22 protein-coding genes and 3 pseudogenes are annotated in these 26,913 nt (G+C 61.2%); 11 read left to right on the forward strand and 14 right to left on the reverse strand.

The features are described 5' to 3' along the window. Window positions 1–28: 28 nt before the first annotated feature. The 7 genes and pseudogenes from ftsH to N5J29_RS01285 all read right to left on the reverse strand — a co-directional run. Window positions 29–1,846: an ATP-dependent zinc metalloprotease FtsH gene (gene ftsH / locus N5J29_RS01255; protein ID WP_032961708.1), complete on the reverse strand. Its 1,818-nt coding sequence runs from the start codon at window positions 1,844–1,846 to the stop codon at window positions 29–31. A gap of 27 nt (window positions 1,847–1,873) precedes the next feature. Then, entirely contained in the window at window positions 1,874–3,304 is a 1,431-nt protein-coding gene (gene cls, locus N5J29_RS01260; protein ID WP_005409667.1) for a cardiolipin synthase, read from the reverse strand. Between the two features lie 17 nt (window positions 3,305–3,321). Further along, window positions 3,322–6,171: a heat shock survival AAA family ATPase ClpK gene (gene clpK, locus N5J29_RS01265; protein WP_005409668.1), complete on the reverse strand. Its 2,850-nt coding sequence runs from the start codon at window positions 6,169–6,171 to the stop codon at window positions 3,322–3,324. Window positions 6,172–6,268: 97 nt separating this feature from the next. Further along, a complete protein-coding gene (locus N5J29_RS01270) occupies window positions 6,269–6,838 on the reverse strand; it encodes an Hsp20/alpha crystallin family protein (RefSeq protein WP_005409669.1) in 570 nt (189 codons plus the stop codon). Window positions 6,839–6,873: 35 nt separating this feature from the next. Beyond that, window positions 6,874–7,155, reverse strand: a complete 282-nt coding sequence (locus N5J29_RS01275) for a helix-turn-helix domain-containing protein (RefSeq protein WP_032961707.1) — start codon at window positions 7,153–7,155, stop codon at window positions 6,874–6,876. Window positions 7,156–7,313: 158 nt separating this feature from the next. Next, window positions 7,314–7,529: pseudogene (locus tag N5J29_RS01280) on the reverse strand (IS3 family transposase); the annotation flags it as partial. 221 nt (window positions 7,530–7,750) lie between these two features. Next, window positions 7,751–7,906 (reverse strand): annotated as a pseudogene (locus tag N5J29_RS01285) (integrase core domain-containing protein); the annotation flags it as partial. 51 nt (window positions 7,907–7,957) lie between these two features. On the opposite strand from N5J29_RS01285, the gene N5J29_RS01290 reads away from it, so the two are divergent. The 3 genes and pseudogenes from N5J29_RS01290 (at window position 7,958) to N5J29_RS19260 (ending at window position 9,659) form a co-directional block, all read left to right on the forward strand. Then, window positions 7,958–8,347, forward strand: a complete 390-nt coding sequence (locus N5J29_RS01290) for a Mov34/MPN/PAD-1 family protein (protein WP_229298564.1) — start codon at window positions 7,958–7,960, stop codon at window positions 8,345–8,347. A gap of 548 nt (window positions 8,348–8,895) precedes the next feature. Further along, window positions 8,896–9,048, forward strand: a pseudogene (locus N5J29_RS19255) (hypothetical protein); the annotation flags it as partial. Window positions 9,049–9,332: 284 nt separating this feature from the next. Beyond that, complete coding sequence (locus tag N5J29_RS19260; protein ID WP_323162603.1) at window positions 9,333–9,659, forward strand: HNH endonuclease; 327 nt, start codon at window positions 9,333–9,335, stop codon at window positions 9,657–9,659. Here the strand turns inward: N5J29_RS19260 and N5J29_RS01295 are convergent. Next, entirely contained in the window at window positions 9,656–10,432 is a 777-nt protein-coding gene (locus N5J29_RS01295) for a hypothetical protein (protein ID WP_032966761.1), read from the reverse strand. The genes N5J29_RS19260 and N5J29_RS01295 overlap by 4 nt on opposite strands. A 538-nt stretch (window positions 10,433–10,970) precedes the next feature. Between N5J29_RS01295 and N5J29_RS01300 the strand changes: the two genes are divergently transcribed. Continuing rightward, a complete protein-coding gene (locus N5J29_RS01300) occupies window positions 10,971–11,420 on the forward strand; it encodes a hypothetical protein (protein WP_141653545.1) in 450 nt (149 codons plus the stop codon). 896 nt (window positions 11,421–12,316) lie between these two features. On the opposite strand, the gene N5J29_RS01305 is transcribed toward N5J29_RS01300, so the two are convergent. Further along, window positions 12,317–12,931 carry a hypothetical protein gene (locus N5J29_RS01305; protein WP_033835133.1) on the reverse strand — a complete coding sequence of 205 codons (615 nt, stop codon included), beginning with the start codon at window positions 12,929–12,931 and terminating at the stop codon, window positions 12,317–12,319. 61 nt (window positions 12,932–12,992) lie between these two features. Between N5J29_RS01305 and N5J29_RS01310 the strand changes: the two genes are divergently transcribed. Both N5J29_RS01310 and N5J29_RS01315 read left to right on the forward strand, forming a co-directional pair. After that, a complete protein-coding gene (locus N5J29_RS01310) occupies window positions 12,993–13,253 on the forward strand; it encodes a hypothetical protein (protein WP_049401600.1) in 261 nt (86 codons plus the stop codon). Between the two features lie 1,206 nt (window positions 13,254–14,459). Then, window positions 14,460–15,134 carry a helix-turn-helix transcriptional regulator gene (locus N5J29_RS01315; RefSeq protein ID WP_005413401.1) on the forward strand — a complete coding sequence of 225 codons (675 nt, stop codon included), beginning with the start codon at window positions 14,460–14,462 and terminating at the stop codon, window positions 15,132–15,134. Between the two features lie 314 nt (window positions 15,135–15,448). Here the strand turns inward: N5J29_RS01315 and N5J29_RS01320 are convergent, their stop codons facing one another. From N5J29_RS01320 to N5J29_RS01340, 5 genes are all read right to left on the reverse strand, one after another. After that, complete coding sequence (locus N5J29_RS01320) at window positions 15,449–16,078, reverse strand: cyclin-dependent kinase inhibitor 3 family protein (RefSeq protein WP_306341171.1); 630 nt, start codon at window positions 16,076–16,078, stop codon at window positions 15,449–15,451. A 1,098-nt stretch (window positions 16,079–17,176) separates the two neighbouring features. Beyond that, window positions 17,177–17,704, reverse strand: a complete 528-nt coding sequence (locus N5J29_RS01325; RefSeq protein ID WP_021201831.1) for an NIF family HAD-type phosphatase — start codon at window positions 17,702–17,704, stop codon at window positions 17,177–17,179. Further along, on the reverse strand, window positions 17,697–18,329 hold the full coding sequence (locus N5J29_RS01330; protein WP_021201832.1) for a hypothetical protein: 633 nt from the start codon (window positions 18,327–18,329) through the stop codon (window positions 17,697–17,699). The genes N5J29_RS01325 and N5J29_RS01330 overlap by 8 nt, the downstream gene beginning before the upstream one ends. Before the next feature lie 172 nt (window positions 18,330–18,501). After that, a complete protein-coding gene (locus N5J29_RS01335) occupies window positions 18,502–19,443 on the reverse strand; it encodes an SseB family protein (RefSeq protein ID WP_049401588.1) in 942 nt (313 codons plus the stop codon). A gap of 2 nt (window positions 19,444–19,445) precedes the next feature. Further along, a complete protein-coding gene (locus tag N5J29_RS01340; RefSeq protein ID WP_223224794.1) occupies window positions 19,446–19,739 on the reverse strand; it encodes a BPSL0761 family protein in 294 nt (97 codons plus the stop codon). Between the two features lie 315 nt (window positions 19,740–20,054). Between N5J29_RS01340 and N5J29_RS01345 the strand changes: the two genes are divergently transcribed. The 5 genes from N5J29_RS01345 (at window position 20,055) to N5J29_RS01365 (ending at window position 26,856) form a co-directional block, all read left to right on the forward strand. Further along, window positions 20,055–20,297, forward strand: coding sequence for a cation transporter (locus tag N5J29_RS01345; RefSeq protein WP_224482004.1), 243 nt, complete (start codon window positions 20,055–20,057; stop codon window positions 20,295–20,297). A gap of 137 nt (window positions 20,298–20,434) precedes the next feature. Further along, window positions 20,435–20,830, forward strand: coding sequence for a hypothetical protein (locus N5J29_RS01350; RefSeq protein WP_005413404.1), 396 nt, complete (start codon window positions 20,435–20,437; stop codon window positions 20,828–20,830). Window positions 20,831–20,903: 73 nt separating this feature from the next. Further along, entirely contained in the window at window positions 20,904–22,208 is a 1,305-nt protein-coding gene (locus tag N5J29_RS01355; protein WP_197622654.1) for a TolC family protein, read from the forward strand. Continuing rightward, window positions 22,205–23,719, forward strand: a complete 1,515-nt coding sequence (locus N5J29_RS01360) for an efflux RND transporter periplasmic adaptor subunit (protein ID WP_164152052.1) — start codon at window positions 22,205–22,207, stop codon at window positions 23,717–23,719. Before N5J29_RS01355 ends, N5J29_RS01360 begins: the two co-directional genes overlap by 4 nt. Continuing rightward, a complete protein-coding gene (locus N5J29_RS01365; protein ID WP_005413407.1) occupies window positions 23,716–26,856 on the forward strand; it encodes a CusA/CzcA family heavy metal efflux RND transporter in 3,141 nt (1,046 codons plus the stop codon). The genes N5J29_RS01360 and N5J29_RS01365 overlap by 4 nt, the downstream gene beginning before the upstream one ends. The last annotated feature ends 57 nt before the right edge of the window (window positions 26,857–26,913 follow it).

Consider the following 26,913-nt stretch of genomic DNA (forward strand, 5'->3'; position numbering starts at 1 on the left):
TTACTCTGAATGGCACCTACTACTGTTTTCAGTTCCGAGCAAGTCCTTGAGTCAATTGACGGATATCGCTTTCGTCGAGCGTTTCCCGCGCCAGCAGCTCGCGCGCGCAGCGCTCCAGCACTTCTCGGTTGATTTCGAGAATTCGGTATGCACGATCAAACACACCCATCACGATGTCACGGATGGCTTGGTCGATGCGTGTCTGAGTCGATTCGGCTACCCGGCAGCCACCCTGAACCAGTTCAGGCGCATCAAGAAAACGCGGCCTCTGTGCCTCAAAAGCAACGTACCCCAAGCCCTCATCCATGCCGAAGCGTGTAATCATGTCGCGGGCGATGTCGGTGGCCCGCGCGAGATCGTCTGCGGCACCGGTCGACAGTTCGCCAAACACCAACTTCTCTGCGGCGCGCCCGCCCAACAGCACGGCGATCTTGTACTCCAGATCGGCGCGCGTCATCAGGAAGCGGTCTTCGGTGGGGCGTTGCAGGGTGTAGCCCAGCGCGCCGATGCCGCGCGGGATGATCGAGATCTTGTGCACGGGGTCGGTGCCGGGCAGCGCCAGCGCCACCGGCGCATGGCCCATCTCGTGATAGGCCACGGTTTCCCGCTCCTTGGGATTGAGCACGCGGTTCTTCTTCTCCAGGCCCGCCACGATGCGCTCGATGGCGGCGGTGAAGTTTTGCAGTTCCACAGCCTGCGCCTTGCGCCGCGTCGCGTTCAGCGCTGCTTCGTTCACGAGATTGGCCAGATCAGCGCCGGAAAAGCCGGTGGTCAGCGCCGCCACCTGTTCCAGATCTACACCGTGGGCCAGGGTGATCTTCTTGACATGGACCTTCAGGATATCCAGGCGACCTTTCTTGTCGGGCCGGTCCACCAGCACCTGACGGTCGAAGCGACCGGCGCGCAGCAGCGCCTGGTCGAGGATTTCGGGCCGGTTGGTGGCAGCCAGGATGATGAGCCCCACCGAACTGTCGAAGCCATCCATCTCGGTAAGCAACTGGTTCAAGGTCTGCTCGCGCTCGTCGTGGCCGCCGATGGGGCCGCCGACACCGCGCGCGCGGCCCAGTGCGTCGAGTTCGTCGATGAAGATGATGCCGGGCGCCTGCCCGCGCGCCTGCTCGAACAGGTCGCGCACGCGCGCCGCACCCACGCCGACGAACATCTCGACAAACTCTGATCCGGAGATGGAGAAGAAGGGCACCGCCGCCTCGCCGGCAACAGCCTTGGCCAGCAATGTCTTGCCGGTGCCCGGTGGGCCCACCAGCAACACGCCCTTGGGAATGCGCGCCCCGAGCCGTCCATACTCCTGCGGATTCTTGAGGAAATCGACGATCTCAACCAACTCCGCCTTGGCTTCATCGACGCCAGCGACATCGGCAAAGGTCACGCCAGTGTTCTTCTCCATGAATACCTTGGCGCGGCTCTTGCCGATGCTCAGGAAACCGCCCATGCCCTGCTTCTCGGCAAAGCGGCGGAACAGGAAGAACCAGACGCCGAAGAAGGCCACCGCCGGCAGAATCCAGGAGAGCACATCACGCAGCCAGGTGCTTTCCACCACCCGCGCGTAAGGCACGTCGTACTTGGACAGCCGCTCGGCCAGGTCGGGTTCGACACGGGTGGCCACGATGGTGGTCTTGCCCCGGCTGTCCGGTGATTTCAGGCGCCCGGTCACCGTGCGGTCCGACACCAGTACTTCGGCGACGCGCCCCTCGGCCAGCGCTTTCTCGAACTCACTATAGGGAACGGGTTCAACCGTCTTCGCCGCCTGCCAGTAGTTCTGCAGCGTCAGCAGCAACAGGCCGGCGACGATCCAGTAGCCGATGTTCCATTGATCTTTCTTTTCCATCGGCAATGTTCCTCGCAAGTCGTGTCGCTAGAGAATGGGGGTGAACAGACGGGCCACCCCGTCGCGCAAGCGGATGGCCAGCGGGCGGGCGCGCAACGCCATGGCCGATATCTCGTTCGATGCATCACGGGCGGCATCAAAAAGGGATTCCAGCCGCGTAGACAGCGCGGTGTCGTACACCTCCACATTGAACTCGAAGTTGAGGCGCAGGCTGCGCGCATCCCAGTTGGCCGAACCCAGGCAGCACCACTGGCCGTCTATCAGCATCAGCTTGCTGTGGTCGAACGGGCCAGGACGTTCGAAGATGCGCACACCGTGCTCCAGCACCTGCCAGTAGTGGGCGCGCGCGGCCCATTGCACCGTGGGATGGTCACCGTTTGCGGGCGTCAGCACGTCGATACGCACCCCGCGCAACGCAGCCGTGCTAAGCGCCGCGATCATCGGCTGATCGGGGACGAAATAAGGTGTCCAGATGCGCACCGAATGCTTCGCCGCGCTCAAAGCGCCCATGAAGGTCCAGCGCATCCTGTCCAGGGCCTCGTCGGGACCGGCCTCGATGCCGCGCGCCCAAGAGGTCCCTTGCTCATCAGCCATTGCGGGCGATTCGCGCCAGAAACCCTCGCCGAGCTGCTCGCCCGTGGCATCGCACCAATCATCGGTGAAGCACTGCATCAGATGCGCAACCACCGGCCCGCGCAGACGAAAGTGCAAATCGTGACAGGCCTGGCCCGGCGCATCGGGCCGCCAATACGGGCTGCAGATATTCATGCCACCGGTGAAACCTGCCTCGCCATCGATCACCAGCAGCTTGCGGTGATTGCGCAGATGCGCGGCATGCAGGCGCGCGGGAATCAACGTCGGGTTGAACGTCGCCGCCGGAACGCCGGCGCGTTGCAAGGCGCGGTAGGCGCTGCGGGGCGTCCAGCGGGCATACACGTCGTCGATCAGCACCCGCACTTGCACGCCGCGCTCATGAGCCCGGCGCAGCGCATCGACGAACTGCGCCCCGATGCCTTGGCTGTCGAAGATGTACGAGGCCAAGGCGACGCTGTTCCGCGCCGATTCGATGGCGGCGAGCATGGCCGGGTAGGCCCGCTCGCCATCGACAAGCGGCTCGATGCGGTTGCCGCCGGTCAGCGACTGGCCGGTGGCGCGTCCTACCAGGTGCGCCAGGCCGGCAAGCGGCGGCGATACGGGCTCGGGCACCGTGGGCGAGAGATCCTGTCGAACAGCAAGATCCGTCCCCGGAAACAGCCGCCGTGCCCGCCGCTGGTAACGGTTGATGCCGAACAGCCCATACAGCAGCGAACCGCCCAGCGGCAACAAGGCGATCAGCAGTATCCACAGCGTGGCCGATCGAGGGTCACGCTTGTAGATGACCGCGTGCCCCGCCGTGGGGACAGCGACCGCCAGCGACACGAGGGTGGCTGCCCATGTCAGCCCGTTGGGGTCGGACACGATAGCCTCCTCATGACTCAAGATTCGCCGCCCGCCGGCTTCTTCTTGCGCTTAGGCTTGCTCTCGCCGTTCGGCGGTGCCTCGGCCACGTTCGCGGCATCGGACTTATCAGGCTCGGCCGGCTGCGCGGGTGGCTCCTTGCGCTCGAAGACGACGCGTTCGGCCTTGTCGTCCCAGCGGGCGCTGGCGTGATCGCCCTTGCCGATACCGCCACCCAGCATCTCGCGCGCCAATGCGGTCTCCAGTTCGCTGCGGATCAGCCGCTTGAGCTCACGCGCGCCGAACTCGGGCTTGTAGCCTTCCTCCGCGAAGTGATCGATCAAGGTCTGATCGAAGGTCAGCGTCACGCCCTGGCTGGCGGCGTTGCGGGCCACACGATCGAGCTGCAGGCCGACGATATGGCGGATCTCCTCCTTGCCCAGCGCATGGAAGACGATGATCTCGTCGATGCGGTTGAGGAACTCGGGGCGGAAGTGTCCGCGCAGCACGTCCATCACCTCGGACTTGGTCCTCTCGTATTCCTCGCCGGCGGCACCACGGGCCTTCAGCCGACGCTGGATGATGTCCGAGCCCAGATTCGAGGTGGCGATGATGATGGTGTTGGTGAAATCCACCACCCGGCCCTTGCCGTCGGTGAGGCGACCGTCGTCGAACACCTGTAGCAGGATGTTGTAGACGTCGGGGTGCGCTTTTTCGATCTCGTCCAGCAGCAACACGCTGTAGGGCTTGCGACGCACCTTCTCGGTGAGCTGGCCGCCCTCGTCATAGCCCACATAACCCGGAGGCGCGCCCACCAGGCGTGCCACGGTATGGCGTTCCCCGTACTCGGACATGTCGATGCGCAGCAGCGCACCTTCATCGCCATAGATGGACTCGGCCAGCGCCTTGGCGAGCTCGGTCTTGCCCACGCCGGTCGGCCCGAGGAACAGAAAAGTCGCCACCGGCTTGCTGCCTTCGCGCAGGCCCGCGCGCGCCAGACGCACGGCATCGGCCACCGCGCGCACCGCTTCGTCCTGGCCCACCACGCGCTCGTGCAGCCGCTGCTCCAGATGCAGCAGCTTCTCGCGCTCTTCCACCGTCAGCTCGCTGACCGGGATGCCGGTCAGCCGCGAGACGATCTGCGCGACATGCTCGGCTTTGACCTCGGCGCTGCCCGAGGCGCGCTCGCGTTCCCATTCCTCGACGAGCTTCTTGAGTTCGGCCTCCTTGGCCTCGATGCGCTTGCCCAGCTCGGCGGCCTTGTCGTACTGCTTGCGCGAGGCCATGTAGTCCTGCTCACGCCGCAGCTGGTGCAGTTCGGCCTCCAGCTCCTGCACGGCAACCGGGCGGGCCGTGGCTGACAGCTTCACGCGTGCGGCTGCCTGGTCGAGCAGGTCGATGGCCTTGTCGGGCAGAAAGCGGGCGGTGATGTAACGGTCGGACAACTCGGCGGCGGCGATGATCGCGTCCTCTGTGATACTGACCTTGTGGTGCGCTTCGAACGTGTCGCGCAGGCCGCGCAGGATCATAATGGTCTGCGCTACCGTCGGCTCGGGCACCATCACCGGCTGGAAGCGACGCTCCAGCGCGGCATCCTTTTCGATGTACTTCTGATACTCGTTGAGCGTGGTGGCGCCGATCAGGTTCAGCTCGCCGCGCGCCATCATCGGCTTGAACACGTTGGCCACGTCCAGCCCGCCTTCGCCGCCACCCTGGCCGGCACCGACGATGGTGTGCACCTCGTCGATGAAGAGAATCAGCTCGCCCTGGTGCTCGGTCACTTCCTTGAGCACCTTCTGCACACGCTCCTCGAACTCGCCGCGGTACTTGGCGCCGGCCACCATGGCGTTGATGTTGAGTTCCACCAGGCGCTTGTCGCGCAGCGTCTCGGGCACCTCGCCTGCGACCATGCGCTGCGCCAGCCCTTCGACGATGGCGGTCTTGCCCACGCCAGGCTCGCCGATCAGCACCGGGTTGTTCTTCTTGCGCCGGGCCAGCACTTCGATGGTCGTCTCGATCTCCTGCGCGCGGCCGATGACCGGATCGAGCTTGCCCTCGCGCGCCATCTTGGTGAGGTCGCGCGAATACTTGTCGAGTTCCGGCGTATTGGTCGGCGTCTCGGCACGGCCGTCCTCGGCCCCCTTGCCGACCACCTTGCTCACCTGCTGGCGCAGCGCCTGCGGCGTGAGCCCGTAGCGGCGCAGCAGGTTGGCTGCCAAGCCTTCGCCTTCTTCGGCCAGGCCGATCAGAAAGTGCTCTGGCCCCACATAGGAATGACTCAACTCGTTGGAGGCCACGAAGGCACGGCTGAGCGCATCCTTGACACGTGGCGACACGCCGATCTCGCCTTCGAACGGCTTGTCGCCACGCTTGGCTTCGGATTCGATCTGCCGCTTGAGGTCATCGACCTTGATCTTGAACTGCCCCAGGATGGTCTTGACCACGTCGCTGTCGGTCAGCGCCAGCAGCAGGTGTTCGGTATCGACTTCGGGCCGGCCGAACTCGGCAGCATGTTTGGCGGCTTCCTGCAACAGGGCCTCAGACTGTTCGCTGATACGGCTGGCCAGCCCACTGCCGCGGCGGCGCGCCGTGCCCGCCGTTGCGGGAGCGGATTCGCCGAACGAGGCATCGACGACCTCGTCGGTATCGGCCGCCACGGACGGTGCATCGTCACCGATGCGGAAGAAGTCGCTGCCGAGGAAGTCTTCGAACAAACCGCTGCGCGAGCCAAACAGAGCCTCCAGCGGCGAGACGGTGCGCTTTTGCTGGCGCGCCAGTTGGCGATAGTGATCGTCACACAACAGCATGGTGCTGTGGCGACCATTGAGATTGGCTTCCACCCGCACCGTGGCGGGCTGGCCGCAGACTTGGCACTGCTTTCTGGCCATGCTGATGCTCCTTAAAGGGACTGATTTGACGAGGCACCGAAGGTCACGGCGCCTCGCCATTCACTTGGTTGTTTTTCGGAGGACGAGCCGATCGGCGTCAGCCGTTGATCGGGATCGAGCGCCCCTGCCTGGGGGCACTGGCCTCGCGCTTGTCCATCGTGATCGTGAGCACGCCGTTCTTGAAAGCGGCCTTGATCGTTTCCTGGTTGGCATCGGCCGGCAGATTCAGGGCGCGCTGAAAGCTGCCGTAGGAACGCTCCACGCGGTGGAAACCACCATCCTTCGTTTCCTGTTCCCGATGCTTCTCACCGCGCACCAGCAACACATCGTTATCGAGCGTGATCTGGATGTCCTTTTCCTCGACCCCGGGCACTTCCAGGGCGATCTTGTACTGCTTGTCGGTCTCCTGGATGTCCAGGGCCGGCTTCAGCAGGCCCGGCCACTCCGACGGCCAGCGTGGCATGGCCAGCGTCGGGAAACCGAAGCCTCGAAACGCGTCGTCGAACAGGCGATCGATCTCGCGATGCAATTGCAGGATGGGACTGACCGACCCACCCGCCACCGGCAGGTCATTGCGCTGCACCGGCAGCGAGGCAGTGCTCTGTTGTTCTTCCTGCTCCTTCTTGAACCAGTTCCAGGGAGCCAATTTCTTGAGATCAATGTCCATGTCACACCTCCAGAAGAAAAATTGAAGACTCTCGCTCACTCCGTTTGCCTGCGGCGACGGACAGCGCGCCCTGGCGACACGGGTTGTTCCGCTGACTTTGGCTGCTCATCCGTGCGTATCACCTCCTTCTTTCTGCCTGCTTGGGTCTGATCATTGATCCATCGATCGATTTCACTTTGACGAAACCGCCACGTCCCGCCGACCTTGAAGGCCGGAATGTCCCCGTGCGCGGCGAGCCGGTAAAGCGTCCGCTTGCCGACTTTCAAGTAGGCAGCCAACTCGTCGAGTGTGAAGATCGCCTGCTGGCGCGCTGTCATACCACCCCCACAAGTTCCGTCGTCACGCGGCCTCGCCTGAGGAAGTTCTTGCAAGACTTTGCAAGATATTGCGCTTACCATGCCGAAAGTCAAGCGTCAACATCCAGCGATCTGCTGGCTGAACCGCCCCGGAAATCCCGGAGGCTCGTTGGTGTGAGTCACGCCGCCATGGCGAGCTCACGGGTCTGCTGATAGTAGGCTGCTTCAGCTTCGGCTGGGGGGATGTTGCTGATCGGCTCCAGCAGGCGTCGAAGATTGAACCAGTTCACCCATTCCAGCGTGGCCAGCTCGACGGCCTCGAGGCTTTGCCAGGAGCGACGGTGGATCACCTCGGCCTTGTACAGTCCGTTGGCAATACCCTCAATCAGCAGATGTCCGCTTCGGGTCGCATCACGCCTTGATTCTTGACGTGGGAGAACCCTGACCACCCCCTTCATCAGGAGTAGGTCATGGCAATTCTTCACACATCTCAGCCCCACGAGCCTTGGAACAAGGGAAAGCTGATCGGACAGAAGGCTCCGCTCAAGCTGAAAGATATCTGGGCCATCCGGATCAGACTTCAGCTTTGACCTGCCCCCACTGGCCATACCAGTGATTACTGATAAAGCCCGGGGTTGAAGGTTACTGCGTTGTCGGCTTGTTGTGCTCGGTGGTTGGCAGCGAACTGGGCAGGCGGGATTCGACCGCAGCTGCTGTGTGGTCGCACCTGGTTGTAGTCGCGTCGCCAGTCGGCGATGACCTGGCGGGCTTGGGCGAGCTCATTCATCTCTCGCCGGCCACTTTGGATGTGTTTGCCCGCTACGTGCAAGACGGCGATCAAGCTCCCGAGTCAGGCGGGCTACTTCTTGGGACAGTTCATGGCGAGCATCTGATCATTGAACAGGCCACAGCCCCAACTATCTGGGACCTCAGGCTGCGCACCTTTTTTCACCGCTCCCCATTCGGTCATGCCAAGCTTGCCCTTGATCGCTGGCGCGCCTCACGTGGCACGGTACGATATCTGGGCGAATGGCACACCCACCCGGAGGACTACCCGACCCCGTCCGGATTGGACCGCTCGGAATGGCGCCGACTGGCTACGGGGAGAAAAGACAAGCGACCGCAGCTTTCGATCATTGTCGGGAGGCAAGGTCTCCACGTCGAGCTGGTTCATGGAGACGGTAATGGCGACCTCTTTCAGCCCCACCGATAAAAAAATGCGTTGACCCATGAAGCCGCAAGCTTTGAAGCTCAAAGAGGGGACAAGCGGCGAGGGGGACTGGCCACTAGTCAGAAGCCTTGCAGCGACTGTTCTGGGTGTTGCGGACCACGAGTTGGCCTGTTGCGCTTAGGAGCCTGAGTCGCGCAACACAAGGCTCGATGCAAAAGGCGCAACAGATTAATGTGCTATATCGGCAAAAACGCTTTTAAATTTAGTCCGTTACTGATGCAACACTAAACATACCTACCAAGATTGCGAAATGTCGTATCCGTCGAATCTGGGCCTTTGTTGGCTCCGCATGGCAATGGCTGGGCCTCTTGACTGCCACAACGGAAACGCCCCAGATCCCACAGCTGTCCGCCCGTATTTCCCCACAAGGACGCCCGCGATTTCCAGATCTCCCCCAAAGATGCCCTTGATTCCTGGATCCGCACCTAAGACGCCCTCGATTTCTGGCTCCACATCCAGCTCGCCCTTGAGTTCCCAACTGCGCACCTGATCGGTCAGAGCTTGTCGCCTGCACTTCCCAGTTCCGCCAGTCGCGACATTGGTCGCAAGAACAATTAGACGAGATCTCGGGCCTGAACGTGCGAACAGTTCAGCGGGTTGAGCAGGACTACAACACCGCGACTTCCCTGGGTGACGCGCCACGCCCCGCTCCACCTGCTCAAGCGCGTCGCTCGCCCCCCTGACCAAGCTTTGACCTTAACTGGGCGTCGGTGACTCCCTCCCGTTCTGGTCGGCATCTGGGCCTTGTAGCGGCTCAAGCGCTGAGCTATAACGCCTTAGCCAGTCGCTATAAAGCGCCGGTGTTGTGCCCGCATAGCCAATAGGCTCCGGGTGCCCGAGGTCCACCCAATGGGGGCACGGGAATCCTTCGATTCCGGAGCCATCCATGACCGCCAAACGCCGCAGATCCCTTCGCACTTCTGCCTTCTACGCCCAATCGGGCCGTTGCTTCTATTGCGGCCTGCCGATGTGGCTCACTGCACCCTCAGAGCTCGGGCTGAAGGCCAGTAAGGCCCGAGCCTTTCAATGCACCGCCGAGCACCTGGTGGCCCAACAGGACGGGGGCAGAGACGTGTCCGGGAACGTGGTGGCCGCGCATAGCCGGTGCAACCAGGGCAGGCACCAGCGGAAGGGACCAGCCCCTTCCGCTGAAGCGTTCCGGGCGCTGGTTCAGACGCGGCTGGCAATGGGGAGATGGTGGTCCCGACTGCCATCAGGGATTGCACGTGCTTCCGTATGGCCAATTGAATTGAATCTTTGCAAGGAATCGGCAGCTGCTTGCCTGATTCGCTAGTCCACACTAGTGGCGCCCGGTTGCGGTGCTAGAACGGCGAGTCTGCTGCGAAATGGTCGCGCATTGGGCCTAACAAGGTCTGCGACCCTGTCAACACGTCCGAGAATTCCACCTGTCGCCACCTTCTCGTTCCAATATCGTTCCATCCACTCGGCTTTATCCAGGATCTTACCCGGAGCGCCTAGCAGCCTCTTGGCGATGAAATGCCGGATGAGAGCGGCCTGGCTATCGAGAATCACGACGCCCGCCCTTGGATTAGAGTCATAAGCGCTGTACGAGATCAGATAGTGGACATAGTGGCGGTCTGGCTCTTCGTCATCCCACGTCAACAGGTTGCTTAACCCCGCAGCGCGAGCATCCGATCGCACCTCTTCGCTCACGAGCACCATGGGATTGCGTGCTTCCTTACATTCCATGCGATAGGCGTCCAGCATCGCCGGTCCGAAGATCATCTGAGAATCATGATGAATGCTTCCAACTGTGAGCCCTCCACGTATCAATATATCAACCACTAGCAGGTTCTCGGCCAACATTCTGATGCAGCTCAGGATGTCGGCAAGGCCAGCAGGAGAGCGGCTGCTTGATATGACGATGCAGTCGCTGAAGTAAGTGAACAAAAGTCCTGTTGCTGGGTTGCAGCACGCTGTGTTCTTTAGTCTGTCGATGGCCTCTGCTATTTCATCAAGCTTGCTCATGTCGGCTGCCGACTCTTGGACAAGTGCGGAGAACCCGAGCATGTCGATGAAGGCGACGTACTTATCTTGGTAGAGCATGAAGAACTCCTTAGATGGTCGTGCCCATGGTGCCGAGGGCGGTTCCATTTGACCAGCGGGTGCGGGGCACGTCATAGGCCATGGAGCAATGTCAGCGACCTGGCTCGCGCACTAGTCTCGCAGAGGCTTGTTACGGCGCATCTTCGCATCGGATAGAAGCGAGCGAACGAGAGAGTTGAAGTCCATCCTGGCCCTAAAAGTTTCCTTCACCCTTGGTTAAACGAATGTCCGCTTTCGGTCAGAAGCGGACCAAAGTAGCCGGTGCTCTTCGCAGCCCGTACGCGACTTGGAGTCATATCATCAATCTGTATCAGGGCTCAGACCTAAGTGCCTGATGGTCCAATTCAGCGACACTATCCAGCTTCGGCGTCATCGCACACTTCGGGATACAGCCAGCGCGATCCGCTTATGGAACCAAACCGCACTGTGCCTTACTCTTAAGGAACATTGCCAACGGCAACCTTCGGCAATTGAATTTAGAGAATCCGGGCGGTTCATCCCGCGCGGCCCGTTAATGTCTACAGCTGTGGAGTTGTGAATGGCAGAAGATCAAGGTGGTGAAGAGGTGATTAGGGAGATAGGGAAGGCGCTAGCCCTTGCGTCTGAGCTTGATCCACAAATTGTTAGATCGCTTCGCTCCGCGATTGTTCAGGCGATGTCTGATTACGAGGACGACACGAATGCACAAGCTGCAGCCGCACTTGCGGCGGTTCTCGATTTTAGACCTGTGACGACCCAAGACGCCCTCTCGCAAACCTTGGGTGAGATCGGGAAGCTGGTCGAAGGTCTCACCGGACTGGAGGACGTTCATTACACTGTTGAGACACCAGAAGGTCGCCGAGTTCGCTCAATCCGGTCACATCTACCAACTGTATCACCCCAGCGTTTGACGGATCACGAGCAGGCAGATCTTGAGGCCTATATCGCTCGATATCTGCCACCGGACGACCCTCGCGAGGAACACGCGCCACGAGGACCGCGATTGTGACGATCAGTAAGTTAGCAATCCTCAACGCTGTGAAAGCAGCCATTTCGCGTGCTAAGGCGAGCGGGTCTCCCTACGCGCAAGGAAAGGCTTACGAACTTCGGGTGCTGCTTAGGCTTCTGCGAATCATCGATAGTGCGGGCTACAAGCTCACGTGTACCCCCAAGATGGCAGGCGTCCTGACGTTTGGAGGATCTCCATGCAAAGCAAACCATCCGGATCACGATTACATCAGTGGATCTACGTCTACTGAGAAGCTCGAGATTAGGATTTCAGTGCAGGTCACCACACTAAGCCATAGCTGGAAAGGCACGACGGTGGTCAAAGCGGCTGACCGTCACGAGATTGACGTCGGTGTATATCGTCCGATTAAGACCCGTCGCTATCCCGCATTTACGGAGTTACTTCTTGGGGTCTCGTGCAAGACTGGCGGCTGGAACAAGGCGTACGTCCGCGAGGCGCTAGGTATGCGTAGGGAGCTAGGATTCCTCACATCACCTAGGACGAGCTTGACGAGCTCAGCTCCGTGGTTCATCGCAACAGTTCCCTGCGATCCTCCGGTTCCCTTTGCCTTGTACGCGACCAACGCTGGGTCCGCCGTGTATGCGTCGTTGGCAGCTTTGGGGCTCTACGTCGAGCACTACAAGGGGTAGCGGAAACAGGCTTTGGAGTACGGATCAACTCAGGTGTGTCGAGAACGATGCCCGCTTTGGGTCGAAGGCGGATGCCATCACCGGGCCGGTCGCCGCCCAATGTCCGCTTCCGGCCAGAAGCGGACATCCACCCTGCCCTCGATAAACATCCCAAATCCACGGACGACCTTGGTCTGCTTTGGCCTTCTGCCTTAGGGCCAGACCTGAACTTCGATTTCAGCCCCTAGCGTATTTGACTCCCGCGACCTAGATCTCTCCTAGATCCTTGAGCAGGGCTTGCCCCTTCTGCAGAAACCCAACTAGCAGTCGACCTCCTGCTACTTTCCGGCCCAATTGCCCATTGAGGTAGCTGACCTGGAGACGCGCATGGGCCAGCAGATCCACCTGGGCCATGCTAGGGGTCGCGGCCTGGAGCGGTTCGCCCGGCGACGCCATCTGCCCCCCGATCGGCTGGACAACGCAAGGGCGCCGGCTGTCACTCTTCGCATACGCCGTGGCCATCATCCGGCCGTTCTTCAACGACCATCCACCAAGCACCAACTCGGTCCCGAGTTGCTCGATCGGCAATCCCGCTTCGCTAACCGCTTTCTCAAAGTTCGGCCAGAGTTGGTCCACCACCAGCCCTAGCTCGGCAGATAGCTGTTCTATTGTGAAATCTGCGCGGAAGCTGGCCTGCAGTGCAAGCTCGTAGATGCGGAGGAAGAATTGCGTAGACCCGCGCGCAGCAAGCACTACGTTGTGCTGAGGGATCAGCAGCAGCTTTGCCCCCGCGGAATACGCCCCTGTGAGAGCATCCTCTGCCAGGGTATCCGCTGCGACGACGAGGTGGTCACGAGTGAGGAGAACGTTGAGGATGCTCATTGCGGGATCGTCTAGACGTTTGCAGACTATCGCCTTCCCCTCCCCTCCTGTCCAGACTGCTATGGCCTCCGCGATCACACAAATTCTTGGTCGCCCCAATGCTTGCGAGAACGCACTTGAGATACGCCGCGGCTACCTCAAGGCGATGGAAGATGCGCTGCGGGTTTCGCTTCTGATCCACCAAGATCCAAGGCTTCTGTTCGACACGTGGGCCAGACTGCTCCCCTTGATCGCTCAAAGCCACGAGAGTGACGGCAGCCAGCCATTTGCGACCGGGATCGTCCGCTCGCGCGATCATGGATCCCGGCGGTTGGCTGGCTGAGCGTATGGTTGCAATATAGGAAGCAATCGCGCGCGGACCAGAACGCTGTTCATCGCAGACATTCTTAGGGTGCCATTGCAGAGATTTCAGCTTTTGAGGAATAAAATTTCAGTGCAAGACGGTCCATTGCAGAAAAACTTGACTTGCGACTGACGCAACGCAGAAATTGCTGATGCACGGATGATGCAATGCAGAGATTACCGGCTAACAGATGCTGCAGCCCAGCCGGCCAACTGAGGGCTTTGCCCGATGGACGAGCCGTTACTCTTGCCTGCAGATCACGATTCTAGGATGACTTGTGCCTCAATCGGCTGACCAGGATCGGGCGTCTGTGCTGGAGGGCTCCTTAGAGCTCTTGGGTGAAATTCGAGCCGCTTGGATGGAGATAGAGCATGGACGTGACCGAAGATCGACGGCGGTGGCGGCACTTTGCCAGATGTCCCTTGATCACGCCGTGGCAGTACAGTCCCTGATCGCTACTCTGCCCCAGTCAGCAATCTCGCTGGTCCGGTCCCAGTATGAGGCCCTCGTGCGTGCAACCTGGGCATGTTATGCAGCTACCGACGCCGACATCGAGAAGCTTCTTGCGCCCCTGACTCTGGAGAGTCAGCAAGCGGCAAAGAGGCTCCCTGGCGTTCAGGACATGCTCGTAAAGCTTGAGTCCTCTGGGCCCCGAGGAGCATCACAGTTGTTGGGCAGAGCCAGACAATGCCTTTATGTCGGCTTGAACTCCTATCTCCATGCCGGGATTCACCCCTTGGCAAGGCAGTTAAATGGCTACCCGGGCGCGCTTCTGGCGGGGGTGGCCATGAACAGCAATGCGCTTGCCATGCTAACCCTTCTGAATCTGGCGCACCTGTGGCCAGGCGAACCAGTTCTGGCATGGATGAATGCACTGCATCATCAATTTGGGGGTGTTTTGCCAGAGTTGGAGCCATTGACCCCCCATCAGCCCTCGCCATAGAGCTGTCCCGGATCGCCTGCGCGTCTAGGGTGGGGTCTGTGGTGAGTGACTAGGCAGTTGGGCCTCGCCCCCCTCTGGGGGCACGGGGAGAACATCACGGGCGCATAAGCAGTTGCCCCGGATTTCTCGTTGGGGCAAGTCCTGGCAGTTGATCTGTGTCGGGGGCCTGTCGGGCGACTGTCATGTTTCCAAGTTCGGCACCCTCCTAATCTGGGCTCCCTACCCCTCCGGAGTTATCTTCTATGACCACCAAGACCCCGCCTCGCCTGCTTACCGCTGCTGAGGTTGGCGCCTGCATTCGCCAGTTCCGCCAGTTGCGTCATTGGTCGCAAGAACAATTGGCCGAGATCTCGGGCCTGAACGTGCGAACAGTTCAGCGGGTTGAGCAGGGTGACTCGGCCAGTTTCGACACCCGTCGCGCACTGGCGCGCGCCTTCGATTTCAATGACATCGATGCACTCAACAAGCCTTTCTCGCTGCCGACAGACGAGGAACTGCAGGCGGCGCAAGCGCAGTTTGAGCGCGACTACATCACCCTGGCGGTGTCCCCGCTTGCTGCTGGGCGCGAGCTGGCCAGCCTGATCGTTTCGTGCGACATGGATCTGTCCGAACCGGCTTTCGAGCTGTCGCGCGAGGCGGCGAGCGAGTTTGCTGCACTGGTCGACTACTACCGTGAGTATCGCGACTGCCAAGACCTGTATTCAGAAGTCGACAAGCTAGACATCTACGACGGGCTGCAGCAGCGCATTGAGGTCCTGCGGGAACTGGGAGTATCACTGTCGCACGGTCAGCGTAAGGTCGTCATTCGGATGGGCTCAGGTATGCCGATGGATGCCACGGTCCTGTACGTCGTGGCGTTTCGCCTCGGCCACGAGTGCAGTCAGATCGTAACTCCTAAGGCAGCACGCATCGGCTGAGTCAGCATTCATTAGATCGATAGTGGTGGCGATACATCTGACAGATGTCTATTGATCGCGCCGTCGCAGTACAGTCCCTGGAGGTTGCCCTGCCTTAGTCAGCGATAGCGCTGGTCCGGCCCCAGCACAAGACCCTGATTCGTGCGACAGCAAGGTTCTTAGCTTTCGAGGCAGCGAATTTTTGATGTGCCCTGAACCCTCGCGAAGATCCACTATGGAGACGCCGTCGATTTCTGGATCCAGACCTAAGAAGCCCTCGAGTTCTGGATCCACAGGCAACTCGTCCTTGAGTTCCTGACTGCGCACCTGAGTGGTCAAGCTCCGCCCGGGTGAAGGCTCTGCGCCCAGTACTCTAGGAACTCCTCTTGAGCAATCGTTTCGATTGCGCCTGGCCTGGCATGCCGCACCATGTGGATGGCATCCGATGCCCGCTTGGCCTCGCCAGACTGCAGCAAAAGCATGGCAGCGACCGTTCCCGCGCGTCCCAACCCCCCCTTGCAGTGGACCACGATCCTTTGACCGCTCAGCATGTCAGCGACGAGCTCAGCACTTAGCTGTAGCCAATCTTTGAGGAGTCTGTCGTCTGGTGCGGCTCCATCAGTGATTGGCAGTCCATGCCAAGAGATGCCCTTCCCCGCCACTATCGCCGGTAAGCTCTCGATTCGAAGGTCCTTGAGCTCCCAAGGCTCAAGCAAGGTGACTAGGTGAGTGGCACCCCAGTCCTGAATAGCCGAGACGTCCACATCTAGGTCTCTCGCCCATGCTCCAGTCATGGCGACTTCCTGGTACTTGCCTGGCGCAAATGTCACCCCTATGCCGCCTCCATGGGCTCCAACAGGCAACTCTGCAATCAGTAACGGGTGGCTAGCGCTGGTGCGCATCATTTCGGCTCTCCCAACATGCGGTAACGTTCTGCGTCGTGCGCCGGGGCGCTCCCCGCTCATTCGCTGCACGGCTAGGATATCGGATGTTCAGATATCGTTGAACTGGAGAGAACACCTAAGGGTCAATATCGGAAAGTCAGATAGACAGTCTGTGGGCAGGTTGATATCCTGACAACTGGTATCGCGATTTGAGGGCTGTGTGGCCTATGTCGTTAGCCAACCGACCCTCATCGCGCCCTGGCCAGAACTGGACAATTTCGTTCGTTCAATAGGTCCCTTTCTTGCGTGCGCGTGGTGCGCGCTAGAGCGCTCAAGAACGGCTAGTTCGCCGGTAGCTGCTGAGGGGTTGGCCTCGCAGGCACTTGACACGCTTGCGACGCTGCGCGTCCTCCATCGCGAACCAGTCGAATGTTCTCGGCTTGCCGCAAGATCTCTGTATGAGCCCCTGGCTTGGTCCTACAAATCTCCGTGGTCTCGCAGTGACTTGAACCTTGAGTCGGCATTGACCCGGTCGCTCACCCAGTGGGCGGCTGAGTGCACGCCCAGTGCGAGGCGGAATCTCGGAATTTCACTGGCATCCACCGAAGCTCGAGCGTACTTGGCAAACCTTCTGCGGAAGCATCGGTTGGACCCGAAGCTAGGCGACGGGCTTCAGTCGATTGGATCGCCTGAATGGAATGCGCTCAGCTTGGGGCGTAAGCGCTACGTGCTGTGGGCGAGCATGCGAAATTCTGCCTCGGAGTTCATACAAAGCGGTTTGGATGAGCATGCCGCGAGGCGAGCACTTGATCGCGAGATAAAACGCAGATGCATCTGGTTAGCTGGACGCGAGCAAGCTGGAACCCTCGCCCGGAAGGATTTTTGCTTCTTGCCTGGTCAGGGTTGGCGTCAGCCGTTGATCCTGGACGTTGCAATGGAGACTTTCCTGCCGCTGGGCATGGCGTACTGGCTGGAACCTAGCGGCAGTTGGCAGCTTTAGCTTCTAGTCTGAGTAGACCGACCAGCTGCCACGGGTCCATGAGATGGTTTGAGGGGGCTCAGGACTCTATCGCGGTAAACGCCCCCCCAGGTCTATATCGACGGTTCTCCAACGAAGCGCTGGACCTTGGTTGACCGGCGAGCCTGTGGCCCATTGGACGCTGGCCAAGAGATGGCCCTCTAGTACTCGTTCAGTCGCTTACGGATTGCCTCGATGGCATCGTCCAGTCCCGCGTCGTCCTCGGGGTAAGGAGAACAAAACAGTTGAACCGGGACCCAGCAATGTTCCTGTCCCGGTTGTACATAGGGGGCGTAATCATCTAGTAGCCATGCAGAGCCGATGGGCTGGGAAACGTTGGCAAGATCCTTCGTCGGCCCAGTCCAGTCTATGTATGGCAAGCGGGCAAACCAACCCGGGGCCGCTCCTTCGCAAGCCAATAGGTCGGCAATCTCGCGAAATCTAGGCTCCGGAACTGTGGTGAAGATGACTAGACCCTCAAAGAGCGACTTTGCCGACTCCAGAAATTCGTAGAGGCCCGGGCGCGGGATCTGGCTTACAGCGTTGGAAATCAGCGTTCCTTCTAAGTCCAAGGCGAGGATGGACGGGCGCATTGTGTAATGGTCCTCTTTGGCGGGGGTGAACGTCGGTACCGCTACCAAGCCCCGCCGGAGGGTGATCCGCCGGCGGGGCTTGGTAGCATCAGACATCTTCGAACTCGCTCGCTTGCTTGAGTTGGTTCTCAAGGAAATCAATGCGCTTCTGAAGATCGGCACTTAGATAGGCTTTGTCCGTAAAGTCCATTGCTGTCTCAGGGATCATCTCCAGCTCGACGCGTGTGGATGTAGCTTGACGAATCGCCAAGGTGGTCCAGGCCTTATCGCCCTTGACGAATCCGACAGTGAATCGAGCCGTAACATGGTGTTCGGGCTTGAGGCCTTCGATGGAACGGAAATCGCTGCGCACCTTCGACGTGGCTACAGGCTGTACATCGCCATTGATGTACAGCGCCGCATTCCAGCTCGCTTCGCTCAATGGCAGTGTTGAGCGGTTGATGATGCGGGCGGTGATGACTGGCTTGGGCCCAAAGAAGCTGTTTTCCATCCGGAACTCTGGATCAACCGCACTGACCCTCTTTAGCTCGGCGATAGTAGGAAGTTGATCGTTGGCCTCCTGTCGTAGCGCTTCTATCTCCTTGGGATTGCTATCCCTGATGTGCTTAACCTGCCCTCTCACCACCTGCCTTACGGAAGCGTTTGGGTAGGTCTGGTTCAGTTTTTCAAGAAGGTCGGCAGGGATTCGTGAGAAAAACAGCCGAATCGTCTCTAACACCATGATTCAACGAGGAAACACCCCTCGACGTCAGGCAGTTCGTGGATTACAGACCTAGGCTTGATTGAACCAGAAGCCGCGTGACACAGGCATTCCTGGAGTACTGCTCAGGCACGCGTGCCCTTCTTGAATATTGGATTCAAGAGTTTCCACGCTCCTGACCCAACGGAAACCTTCAAGAAGGCTCTGACCGTCGCCTGATCCATTGCAGTAGTTCCTCGTGCGGGATCGTACGTCCAGCGTCGACGTCGGCCATACCCTCGCGGGTCCGCCGTTCCTTCTCTTCCTCGGTCAATCCCGGAAGGAGTGCTAGTAGCTTATCTTCAGGGCTCATAGGCCGATGAGCTGTGCTCAAGTTGGCTTGATTCTCGTGAAAAAATATGGGCAGGATCTGGGGATCATCCAAGCCCGCCGGCAAAGGCAGCGATACGTCGTGGACCGCCAAGTCGATGATGACGTCCAAATCTGAGCATAAGGGCTGTATGGCGGTGGTCACCAGACGAGCCGCCCGCTCGGCGAAAGCCAGGTCCACCACCAGCCAGATCAACAGACCGGGAGGCTGTTCGACGCCCCCTGACGAGTGAGTTTCCAGGAGATAGGCCGACGAGACGAAGTCGGCGTGCTCAAGGCTGCCGCTGATGGCCGGAGCGAGCCAAGCCGGCGCGGCCTGGGCAGGTCTCACCGCGAACTCCGCCGGCGCCAGACGTTCCACCCTGGCCAGAAAGCCCGTATCCAACAATGTCGCAACCTCTTCCGGGTACAGGACAACGCCGCCGTAGTTGGGATTGAGCATCAACGTCGCGCCGCGAGTACCGGTTAGCAGCTCACGGCCTGAAACTCCCAGAATTCTGACAGCAGACGAGCTGGCCGCCTGCGCCTTGTCGAGCGAGGTAAAGAAAGGGATCGCATCGAAACCGTCAGGATGGCGGAACTGGACCAGCCGCAGTGTCTGCGCGTCGTCCGAGATGGGCGCATGCACGTACACGATCGCATCCATCAGTCGCTTGAAGAATGCGCGTTCCTCGGCCGCACTGTCGCGGGCCCGTTCAAAGGAAGCCTCCAGCGCTGTCTCCGCAGACGTAGTCCCTCTTCCACGCGGCCTGCTCGGTTGCTTCATGGTCAGATGCGATGAGGGCCAAGCGGGTACCCGGAGAACCAATCCGCCTCGATCTCGCTGCTCAGGTAGGGTCGTACGAAGGCCGACTGGGTCAGCGCTCGCAGCCGCTCTTCGTGCTCAGCAATCGCCTCGATGTCGCTGACGGTTGGATAGTGCCGCAGCAGTCGATATGCCTCTTGCCGCACCTCTTTAGGCACGGCTTGGCTGGCCGCTAGCTGCCTGAGGAACGCGCCCGCCTGCAGCACATTGCGGGTGCGCTCAGATGGCATCGTCATGACATCAAGAATGACTAGCACTAAGGAATGCTTAGCTTATCGCGTTTGTGGCCGGCCAGGGCACGGTGCAACTACAGACCTTGCGATTCCTGTATTAATGTAATATAATCAATAACGTAATTCGCATAAGTGCGCGTTATGTCCATGGAGTGAGGGCCAATAGGAACGAGCAGGTAGCCTGAGCCTTCCCATGATGGGAAGGTCAACAACGCGGGACGGATTACCACTCAACTTGCCTGTCGTTTGACCTTCCCACCGTGGGAAGGCTCATCGTCACGCCGTCGGCAAACCGCCGATGCTTTTGGAGGGTTGTCCATGAATCTCGTTGTTGAAGGTATGACCTGTGGTCACTGTGTCCGAACGGTCACCCAAGCCATTCAGGCCCTTGACCCCCACGCCCAGGTGGACGTCGATCTGGGCAGTGGCGTGGTCAAGATCGAGGGCCTGCTTGCCGTAGAACAGGCGGTTGAGGCTATCCAGCGGCAAGGCTATGTGATCGCTGCGGTGCTCCCTTCTGAGGCTGGTACGCCGGCCGCCCCGGCCGTCGCATCCTCCTGCTGCGGCGGATGCCACCGCTGAGTCCGCGCGAGGGCTTGATCCTGATCAATGACAGTCGGCCCCAAGAGGGCTAGACTGGCCATCATGAGAGCTCGCACGTCCCCTGCCCTGATCTGCCCAGCGTCCGCAGGCGCTGCTTCGGGCGTGCGGGAGCTGTCATGGTGAGGCTGCTGAGGCGATGGCGGCGACCCCGTTCTCGTGCCCGACTGGCATGGCTGGGACTGTGGGCGCTGCTGCTGCAGCAACTCGCGCTGGTGGCTTACGCCTGTCCGCTGGAATCGGTGGAAGCTGGACAAGCGACCCTGATGGTCGGTTGCGAAGAGATGTCCACGCCGGATCCCGATGCTCCGGCGTTGTGCGACCAGCATTGCCAGCGCGATCACATCGCCACGGCCGATGCGAAGGCCCCTCAAGTGCCTTACCAGCCCGCGCTGGCCGCCTTCGCGCTGGTGCAGGCTCTGTTGCCACCGGTACACGCGCAGTTGTATCGGGATGTTCCGGTGTGCGTGTCCGATCCGCCTCCCCTGCAGCGCTTCTGTAGCCTGCTGATTTAAGCCCCCTCCTGGATTGACCCGTGCTCGTGCTGCATGCGTTGCAGCGCGCTCGTTGTCGTTTCCCGGAGGTCTTATGGAGATGTCTTTCTTCTTGCGTGCAAGGCGCAAGATGGCGTGTGGGTTCGTGTTTGCCCTGGCGCTCAGTGGTCCTGTGCTGGCGGCATCGCCCGCTATCCCGATCAGCTACACAGAAGCCCTACAACGGGCGCTTGCTAACGCCCCAACCCTGCAGGTGCGCCGATCGCAGATCGATGCCAGTACCGAAGAAGCCGCGCGTGCTGGCGCGCTTCCCGACCCACGTTTGATCGTGGGGCTGGCGAACTGGCCCGTCAGCGGACCCGATGCCTTCAGCTTGCGGGCCGATGAGATGACCACCCAGCAAATCGGTCTGATGCAGGAGTTTCCTGCGCGTGCGAAACGACGTGCCGAGCACGCGTTGGCGCAAGCGACGCTGGCGCAAGCGCGCTCACTGTCGATGGCCGAACAGCAGATGGTGGCCCAAGCGGCCGCGCTGGCCTGGATCGAGCTGTGGAGTACGCAGCAAGCCGTAGATGCGTTGGAAGGTCTGCGCGAGCCGGCCCGTATAGCCGAGCGTGCGGCGCGTGCTCGCTTGGCAGGCGGCACGGACGGGGCCAGTGATGTGCTTGCCGCCCAGGCCGCCCTACTGCAGTTGGACAATCGCCTGGAGCAGGTACATGCGGAGCACGCCGCCGCGCAGGCCGGCCTGGCGCGGTGGTTGCGTATTGCACCAGAGGCGATCTTGGCCAGTGGTGCGGCACCGGATTTTTCGCAGTTGCCATTGGAGCCCACCCAACTGCTGGCCAAACTGGACCAACACACGCCACTACTGGGCTGGGAGGCACGCGAGAGCTTAGCCCAGGCCCAGGTGGATGCGGCCGTGGCCGAAACCCGCCCGGATTGGAGTGTGGAGCTCACCTACGGACGTCGCGAGCGCGCACCCGACGGCATGGCGCGCAGCGACATGCTCATGGTGGAAGTGGGTGTGGGCCTGCCGCTGTTCCAGAAGAACCGCCAAGCACGAGGCATCGCGGCACGGCGGGCCGAGCTGGAGGCGGTGTCCGCAGAGCGCGATGAGGCCCGGCGCATCCAAGCCGAGTCGGTGCAACGCGCGATAGCGCGATGGCGCGGGTTAACCGGCCAGTTGGAGCGCCAGAACACGCAGAGCCTGCCTTTGGCGCGCGATCGTGCACGCACGGCGTTGGCCGCCTACGGCGCCGGTGCCGACCTGCAGCCGTGGCTGGAAGCGCGGCGCGATGAGATCGAATTGCACCTGGAGAACGCCCGTCTGCTGGGCGAACAGGGCCGTGCCTGGGCGGCACTGGCCTATCTGCTACCCCATGAGGAGAACACGCCATGAGCCCGACCAAGACGCGTCTCACACAGCTCGCCGTGGCCCTCGGGTTGCTGGCGCTCGGCTTTGCCGGCGGCTACGCCTGGATGACTCGAACCTCTGATACCACCCCGCCCCCCGGCACGAGCGTCGCAGATCAAGCACGCAAGGTGCTGTACTGGTACGACCCCATGGCGCCGGAGCAGCGATTCGACAAGCCGGGCAAATCTCCGTTCATGGATATGGAGTTGCTGCCCAAATACGCAGATGAGGCCATAGGGGGCGGAACGCAGATCGATCCGCGCCTGCAGCAGAACGTGGGCATACGCACTCAGGAAGTGACGGTAGAGTTACTAGGGACTGCCGTACGCGTGCCGGGCACACTGACGTGGGATCTGACCCAGGAAAGCGTGATCAGTGCGCGCATGGAAGGCTTGATCACCCACGTGCAGGTAAAGGCGCCGTTTACCGAGGTTCGTCGTGGTCAAACGCTGGCCACCGTGCAGGCCCCGGCATGGAACGCGGCCATCGCCGAAGCACATGCCCTGAGCCAAGCTCAGTCCGCGGGCGCGCGTGAGCTGCAGGGTGCGGCGCAACAACGGTTGCGTTCGTTGGGTGTTCCTTCTGGCGCCTCGGCCAGAAGTGGCGTCGTGCTTAGCGCAGACCACAGTGGTGTCGTGACCGAGATCCTGGCACGCGAGGGACAGACGGTGATGCCCGGTACGCCACTGTTCAAGATCAATGGGCTGGACACGTTGTGGCTGGAGGCCTCGGTACCCCAGGCAGCGCTGGGCACCTTGCGGCCGGGGACCTCAGTGCAGGCCACGGTCAGTGCCTGGCCGGCAGAGCGCTTTGCCGGACAGATCCAGGCGTTGCTTCCCCAGGTCGACATGGCTAGTCGCACGCAGCGGGCGCGAATTGTGCTGCGCAACCCGCAGCGTCGGCTGGTGCCGGGCATGTTCGCCGAGGTTCTGGTGCAGCCCGACGCCGAGCAGGCCCTGCCAGTCGTTCCCACGGAGGCGCTGATCGCCACCGGGCGGGACAGCCGGGTCATCGTGCAGGATCCGGACGGGAGCTTCCGGCCAGTGCGGGTGAGTGTGGGACGTAGCGTGCAAGGGCGCACGCAGATCGTGGCAGGCTTGGCCGGTGGTGAACGCGTGGTCGTCTCGGGTCAGTTCTTGCTCGACTCCGAAGCCAGTCTCTCCGGTGCGTTGGAGCGCCTGGGTGCTGCACAACCGACACGCCCTGCCAGCGCATCAGGTGTGCACGAGGGCCATGACGCCGGGCACGAACCACGCACTGTCGTGCCGTCACCATCCAGACAGCCGGCGCCTGTCGCGCCAGACACCTCCACCTCTACGCCGCCGCGCTGCCCGGTGCAGTACTGGTATGACCCGATGGTGCCGGAGAAGCATTTCGACAAGCCGGGCAAGTCACCGTTCATGGATATGCAGTTGGTACCCAAGTTCGGCCCCGCCGCAGCCGCTGATTGCCAGGCAAGCGAGGTCATGTCCGAAGCGATGGAGGGCACACCATGATCGCGCGCCTGATCCATGCTTGCATCGCCAATCGCGTGCTGGTGCTGGTTGCCGCCGCGCTGCTGGCGGTGGTCGGTATCTGGTCGGTAAAGAACACGCCGCTGGATGCGCTGCCGGACCTGTCCGATACCCAGGTCATCATCCGCACGCAATGGGCGGGGCAAACCCCGCGCATCATCGAAGACCAGGTCACCTACCCGTTGGCCACCACGATGTTGTCCGTGCCGGGCGTGAAGGCGGTACGCGGCTTCTCCTTCTTCGGTGATTCATTCGTCTACATCCTGTTTGACGATGCCACTGATCTTTACTGGGCGCGCTCTCGAGTGCTCGAGTACTTGAGCCAGGTACGCGATCGACTTCCGCCGAATGTGAATCCGGCGCTGGGTCCTGATGCGACAGGACTGGGCTGGATCTACCAGTACGCCTTGGTGGATCGGACAGGTCAACGTGATGTGGGGCAGCTGCGTGCGTTGCAGGACTGGTTTCTTCGTTATGAGCTAAAAACCGTGCCGGACGTGGCTGAAGTAGCCAGTGTGGGCGGTGCGGTGCGCGCCTGGCAGATCCAGCCCGATCCGCAGGCGTTGGCGGCCCGTGGACTGACGGTGGCCGAGCTCATCGAGGCGGTGGATGCGGCCAACGGCGCTACCGGGGGCTCGGTGATCGAACAAGGCGAAGCCGAACTGATGGTGCGCAGCGAAGGCTACCTGCGCACACAGGAGGCGTTCGAACAGGTGCCGGTAACCGGCAACGACGGCATCCCCGTCCTGCTCGGCGAGGTGGCCACGATCAGTCGCGGGCCGGTCTTCCGTCGTGGTATCGCAGAGTTGGATGGTCAAGGTGAGGTGGCCGGCGGCGTGATCGTCCTGCGGACCGGCAAGGATGCCTTGGGGGCCATTCGGAACGTCAAAGCGCGACTGCAGGCGTTGCAATCCAGCTTGCCCGAGGGCGTGGAAGTGGTGCCGGTGTACGACCGCTCCGAGCTGATCCAGGATGCGGTACGCAACCTCACCCACAAGCTTGGCGAAGAGTTTCTGGTCGTAGCGCTGGTATGCCTGCTGTTCCTGTGGCACCTACGCTCGGCGTTGGTGGCCGTCATCACCCTGCCTTTGGGTATCCTGGCGGCCTTCATCGTGATGCACGCCCAGGGGATCTCCGCCAACTTGCTGTCATTAGGCGGCATCGCCATCGCCATTGGTGCGATGGTCGATGCAGCGGTGGTGATGATCGAAAATGCACACAAGCATCTGGAGCACTGGCGGGAGGCGCACGGCCGGGAACCTCAGGGTGAGGAGCGCTGGCAGCTGATGGCCCGCTCGGCGGCCGAGGTCGGACCGGCCCTGTTCGCCAGCTTGCTGGTCATCACCCTGTCTTTCGTGCCGGTTTTTGCCCTGCAGGCGCAGGAAGGGCGATTGTTCTCGCCTCTGGCCTACACCAAGACCTACGCGATGGCCGCCGCAGCAGGGTTGTCGGTGACCTTGATCCCCGTCTTGATGGGCTACCTGATCCGCGGCCGCATCCGCCCGGAACAGCAGAACCCCATCAATCGCATCCTGATCGCTGGCTATCGGCCCATCCTGCTGTGGGTCCTCAAACATCCCGGTGTCACCTTGCTGCTCAGCGGCCTGCTGCTAGTGCTCACCTTGATCCCCTTTAGCCGGTTGGGCAGTGAGTTCATGCCGCCCTTGGAAGAAGGCAGCCTGTTGTACATGCCCACGGCCCTGCCCGGCCTGTCCGCCGACAAGGCCCGTCAGTTGCTCCAGCTCTCGGGCCGGATGATCAAGACCGTACCGGAGGTTGAGCACGTGTTCGGCAAGGCGGGCCGTGCCGAAAGTGCGACCGATCCGGCACCGATCGAAATGTTTGAGACCACCGTGACCTTCAAGCCGCGGGATCAATGGCGCCCGGGCATGACCCCCCAGAAGCTACGCCAGGAGTTGGACGCAGCGGTCAAGATTCCTGGTCTGACCAACCTATGGGTCCCGCCCATTCGCAATCGCATCGATATGTTGGCCACCGGCATCAAGAGCCCGATTGGGATCAAGGTCTCCGGACCCGATGTGGAGCAGATCGAGCGCCTGAGCCAGCAGATCGAGCAGGTGGCCAAGACTGTGCCCGGCGTGAGTTCGGCACTGGCCGAACGCGTCACGGGTGGGCGCTATGTCGATGTACAGGTGCGCCCGGAAATCGCTGCACGTTACGGATTCACTCAAGGCCAACTCCAGCAACTGATTGCCACGGTCGTTGGCGGTGATCCAATCGGGGAAACGATCGAGGGGCGCGAACGCTATCCCATCGTCTTGCGCTACCCCCGTGGCCAGCGTGACTCGTTGCAGGCCTTGCAGGATCTGCCGCTGATCGCGCCAGGCGGTGTGCAACTGACCTTGAGCCAGGTGGCGGAGCTGTCAATCAGCCCAGGCCCGCCGATGCTCAAGAGCGATAACGGCCGGTTGGTGGGCTACATCTACGTGGATGTGGCCGATCGCGACTTGGGATCGGTGGTCCAGGACCTGCAAGCCGCGGTGCAGACCCAGGTGAGTTTGCCTGCCGGCTATGGTCTGGCGTGGTCGGGGCAGTACGAGTATCTGCAACGGGCTTTGGCACGCCTGCAATGGGTGGTGCCCGCGGCGTTGGCGATCATCTTCCTGGTCATCTGGATGGTGTTTCGCCGGCTTAGCGATGTATCCATCATCCTGCTCAGCTTGCCCTTGGCGTTGGTGGGCGGTTTCTGGTTGATCTGGGGGCTGGGCCATGCGATTTCGGTGGCCAGCATGATCGGATTCATCGCCCTGGGCGGCGTTGCGGCTGAGTTCGGCGTCATCATGCTGCTGTACCTGCGTCATGCCTGGGAGCAGCGCTTGGCCAGCGGTGCGCCGGAAGATGTGTCTACCCTGCAGGAGGCTATCTACGAAGGCGCCGTGCAACGGGTGCGCCCGAAGGCGATGACGGTAGCCGTCATCCTGGCCGGGTTGTTTCCGCTTTTCGTCGGTGCCGGTGCCGGCTCGGAGGTCATGCAACGTATCGCCGCGCCGATGCTGGGTGGCATGCTCACCGCACCGGTGCTCTCTATGGTGGTGATTCCCGCAGCGTTCTATCTAGTGCGGCGACGTGGATTGCGCGCGGCGCGGGGCGACCAATGAGAGACAGACTGAGCACTTGAGGTAAGTCCCCACAAAAAGACGCCAGTCATGGAAGAA

The sequence above is a fragment of the Stenotrophomonas sp. GD03680 genome (assembly GCF_029844625.1).
GTDB classification, from domain to species: Bacteria; Pseudomonadota; Gammaproteobacteria; order Xanthomonadales; family Xanthomonadaceae; genus Stenotrophomonas; species Stenotrophomonas maltophilia_P.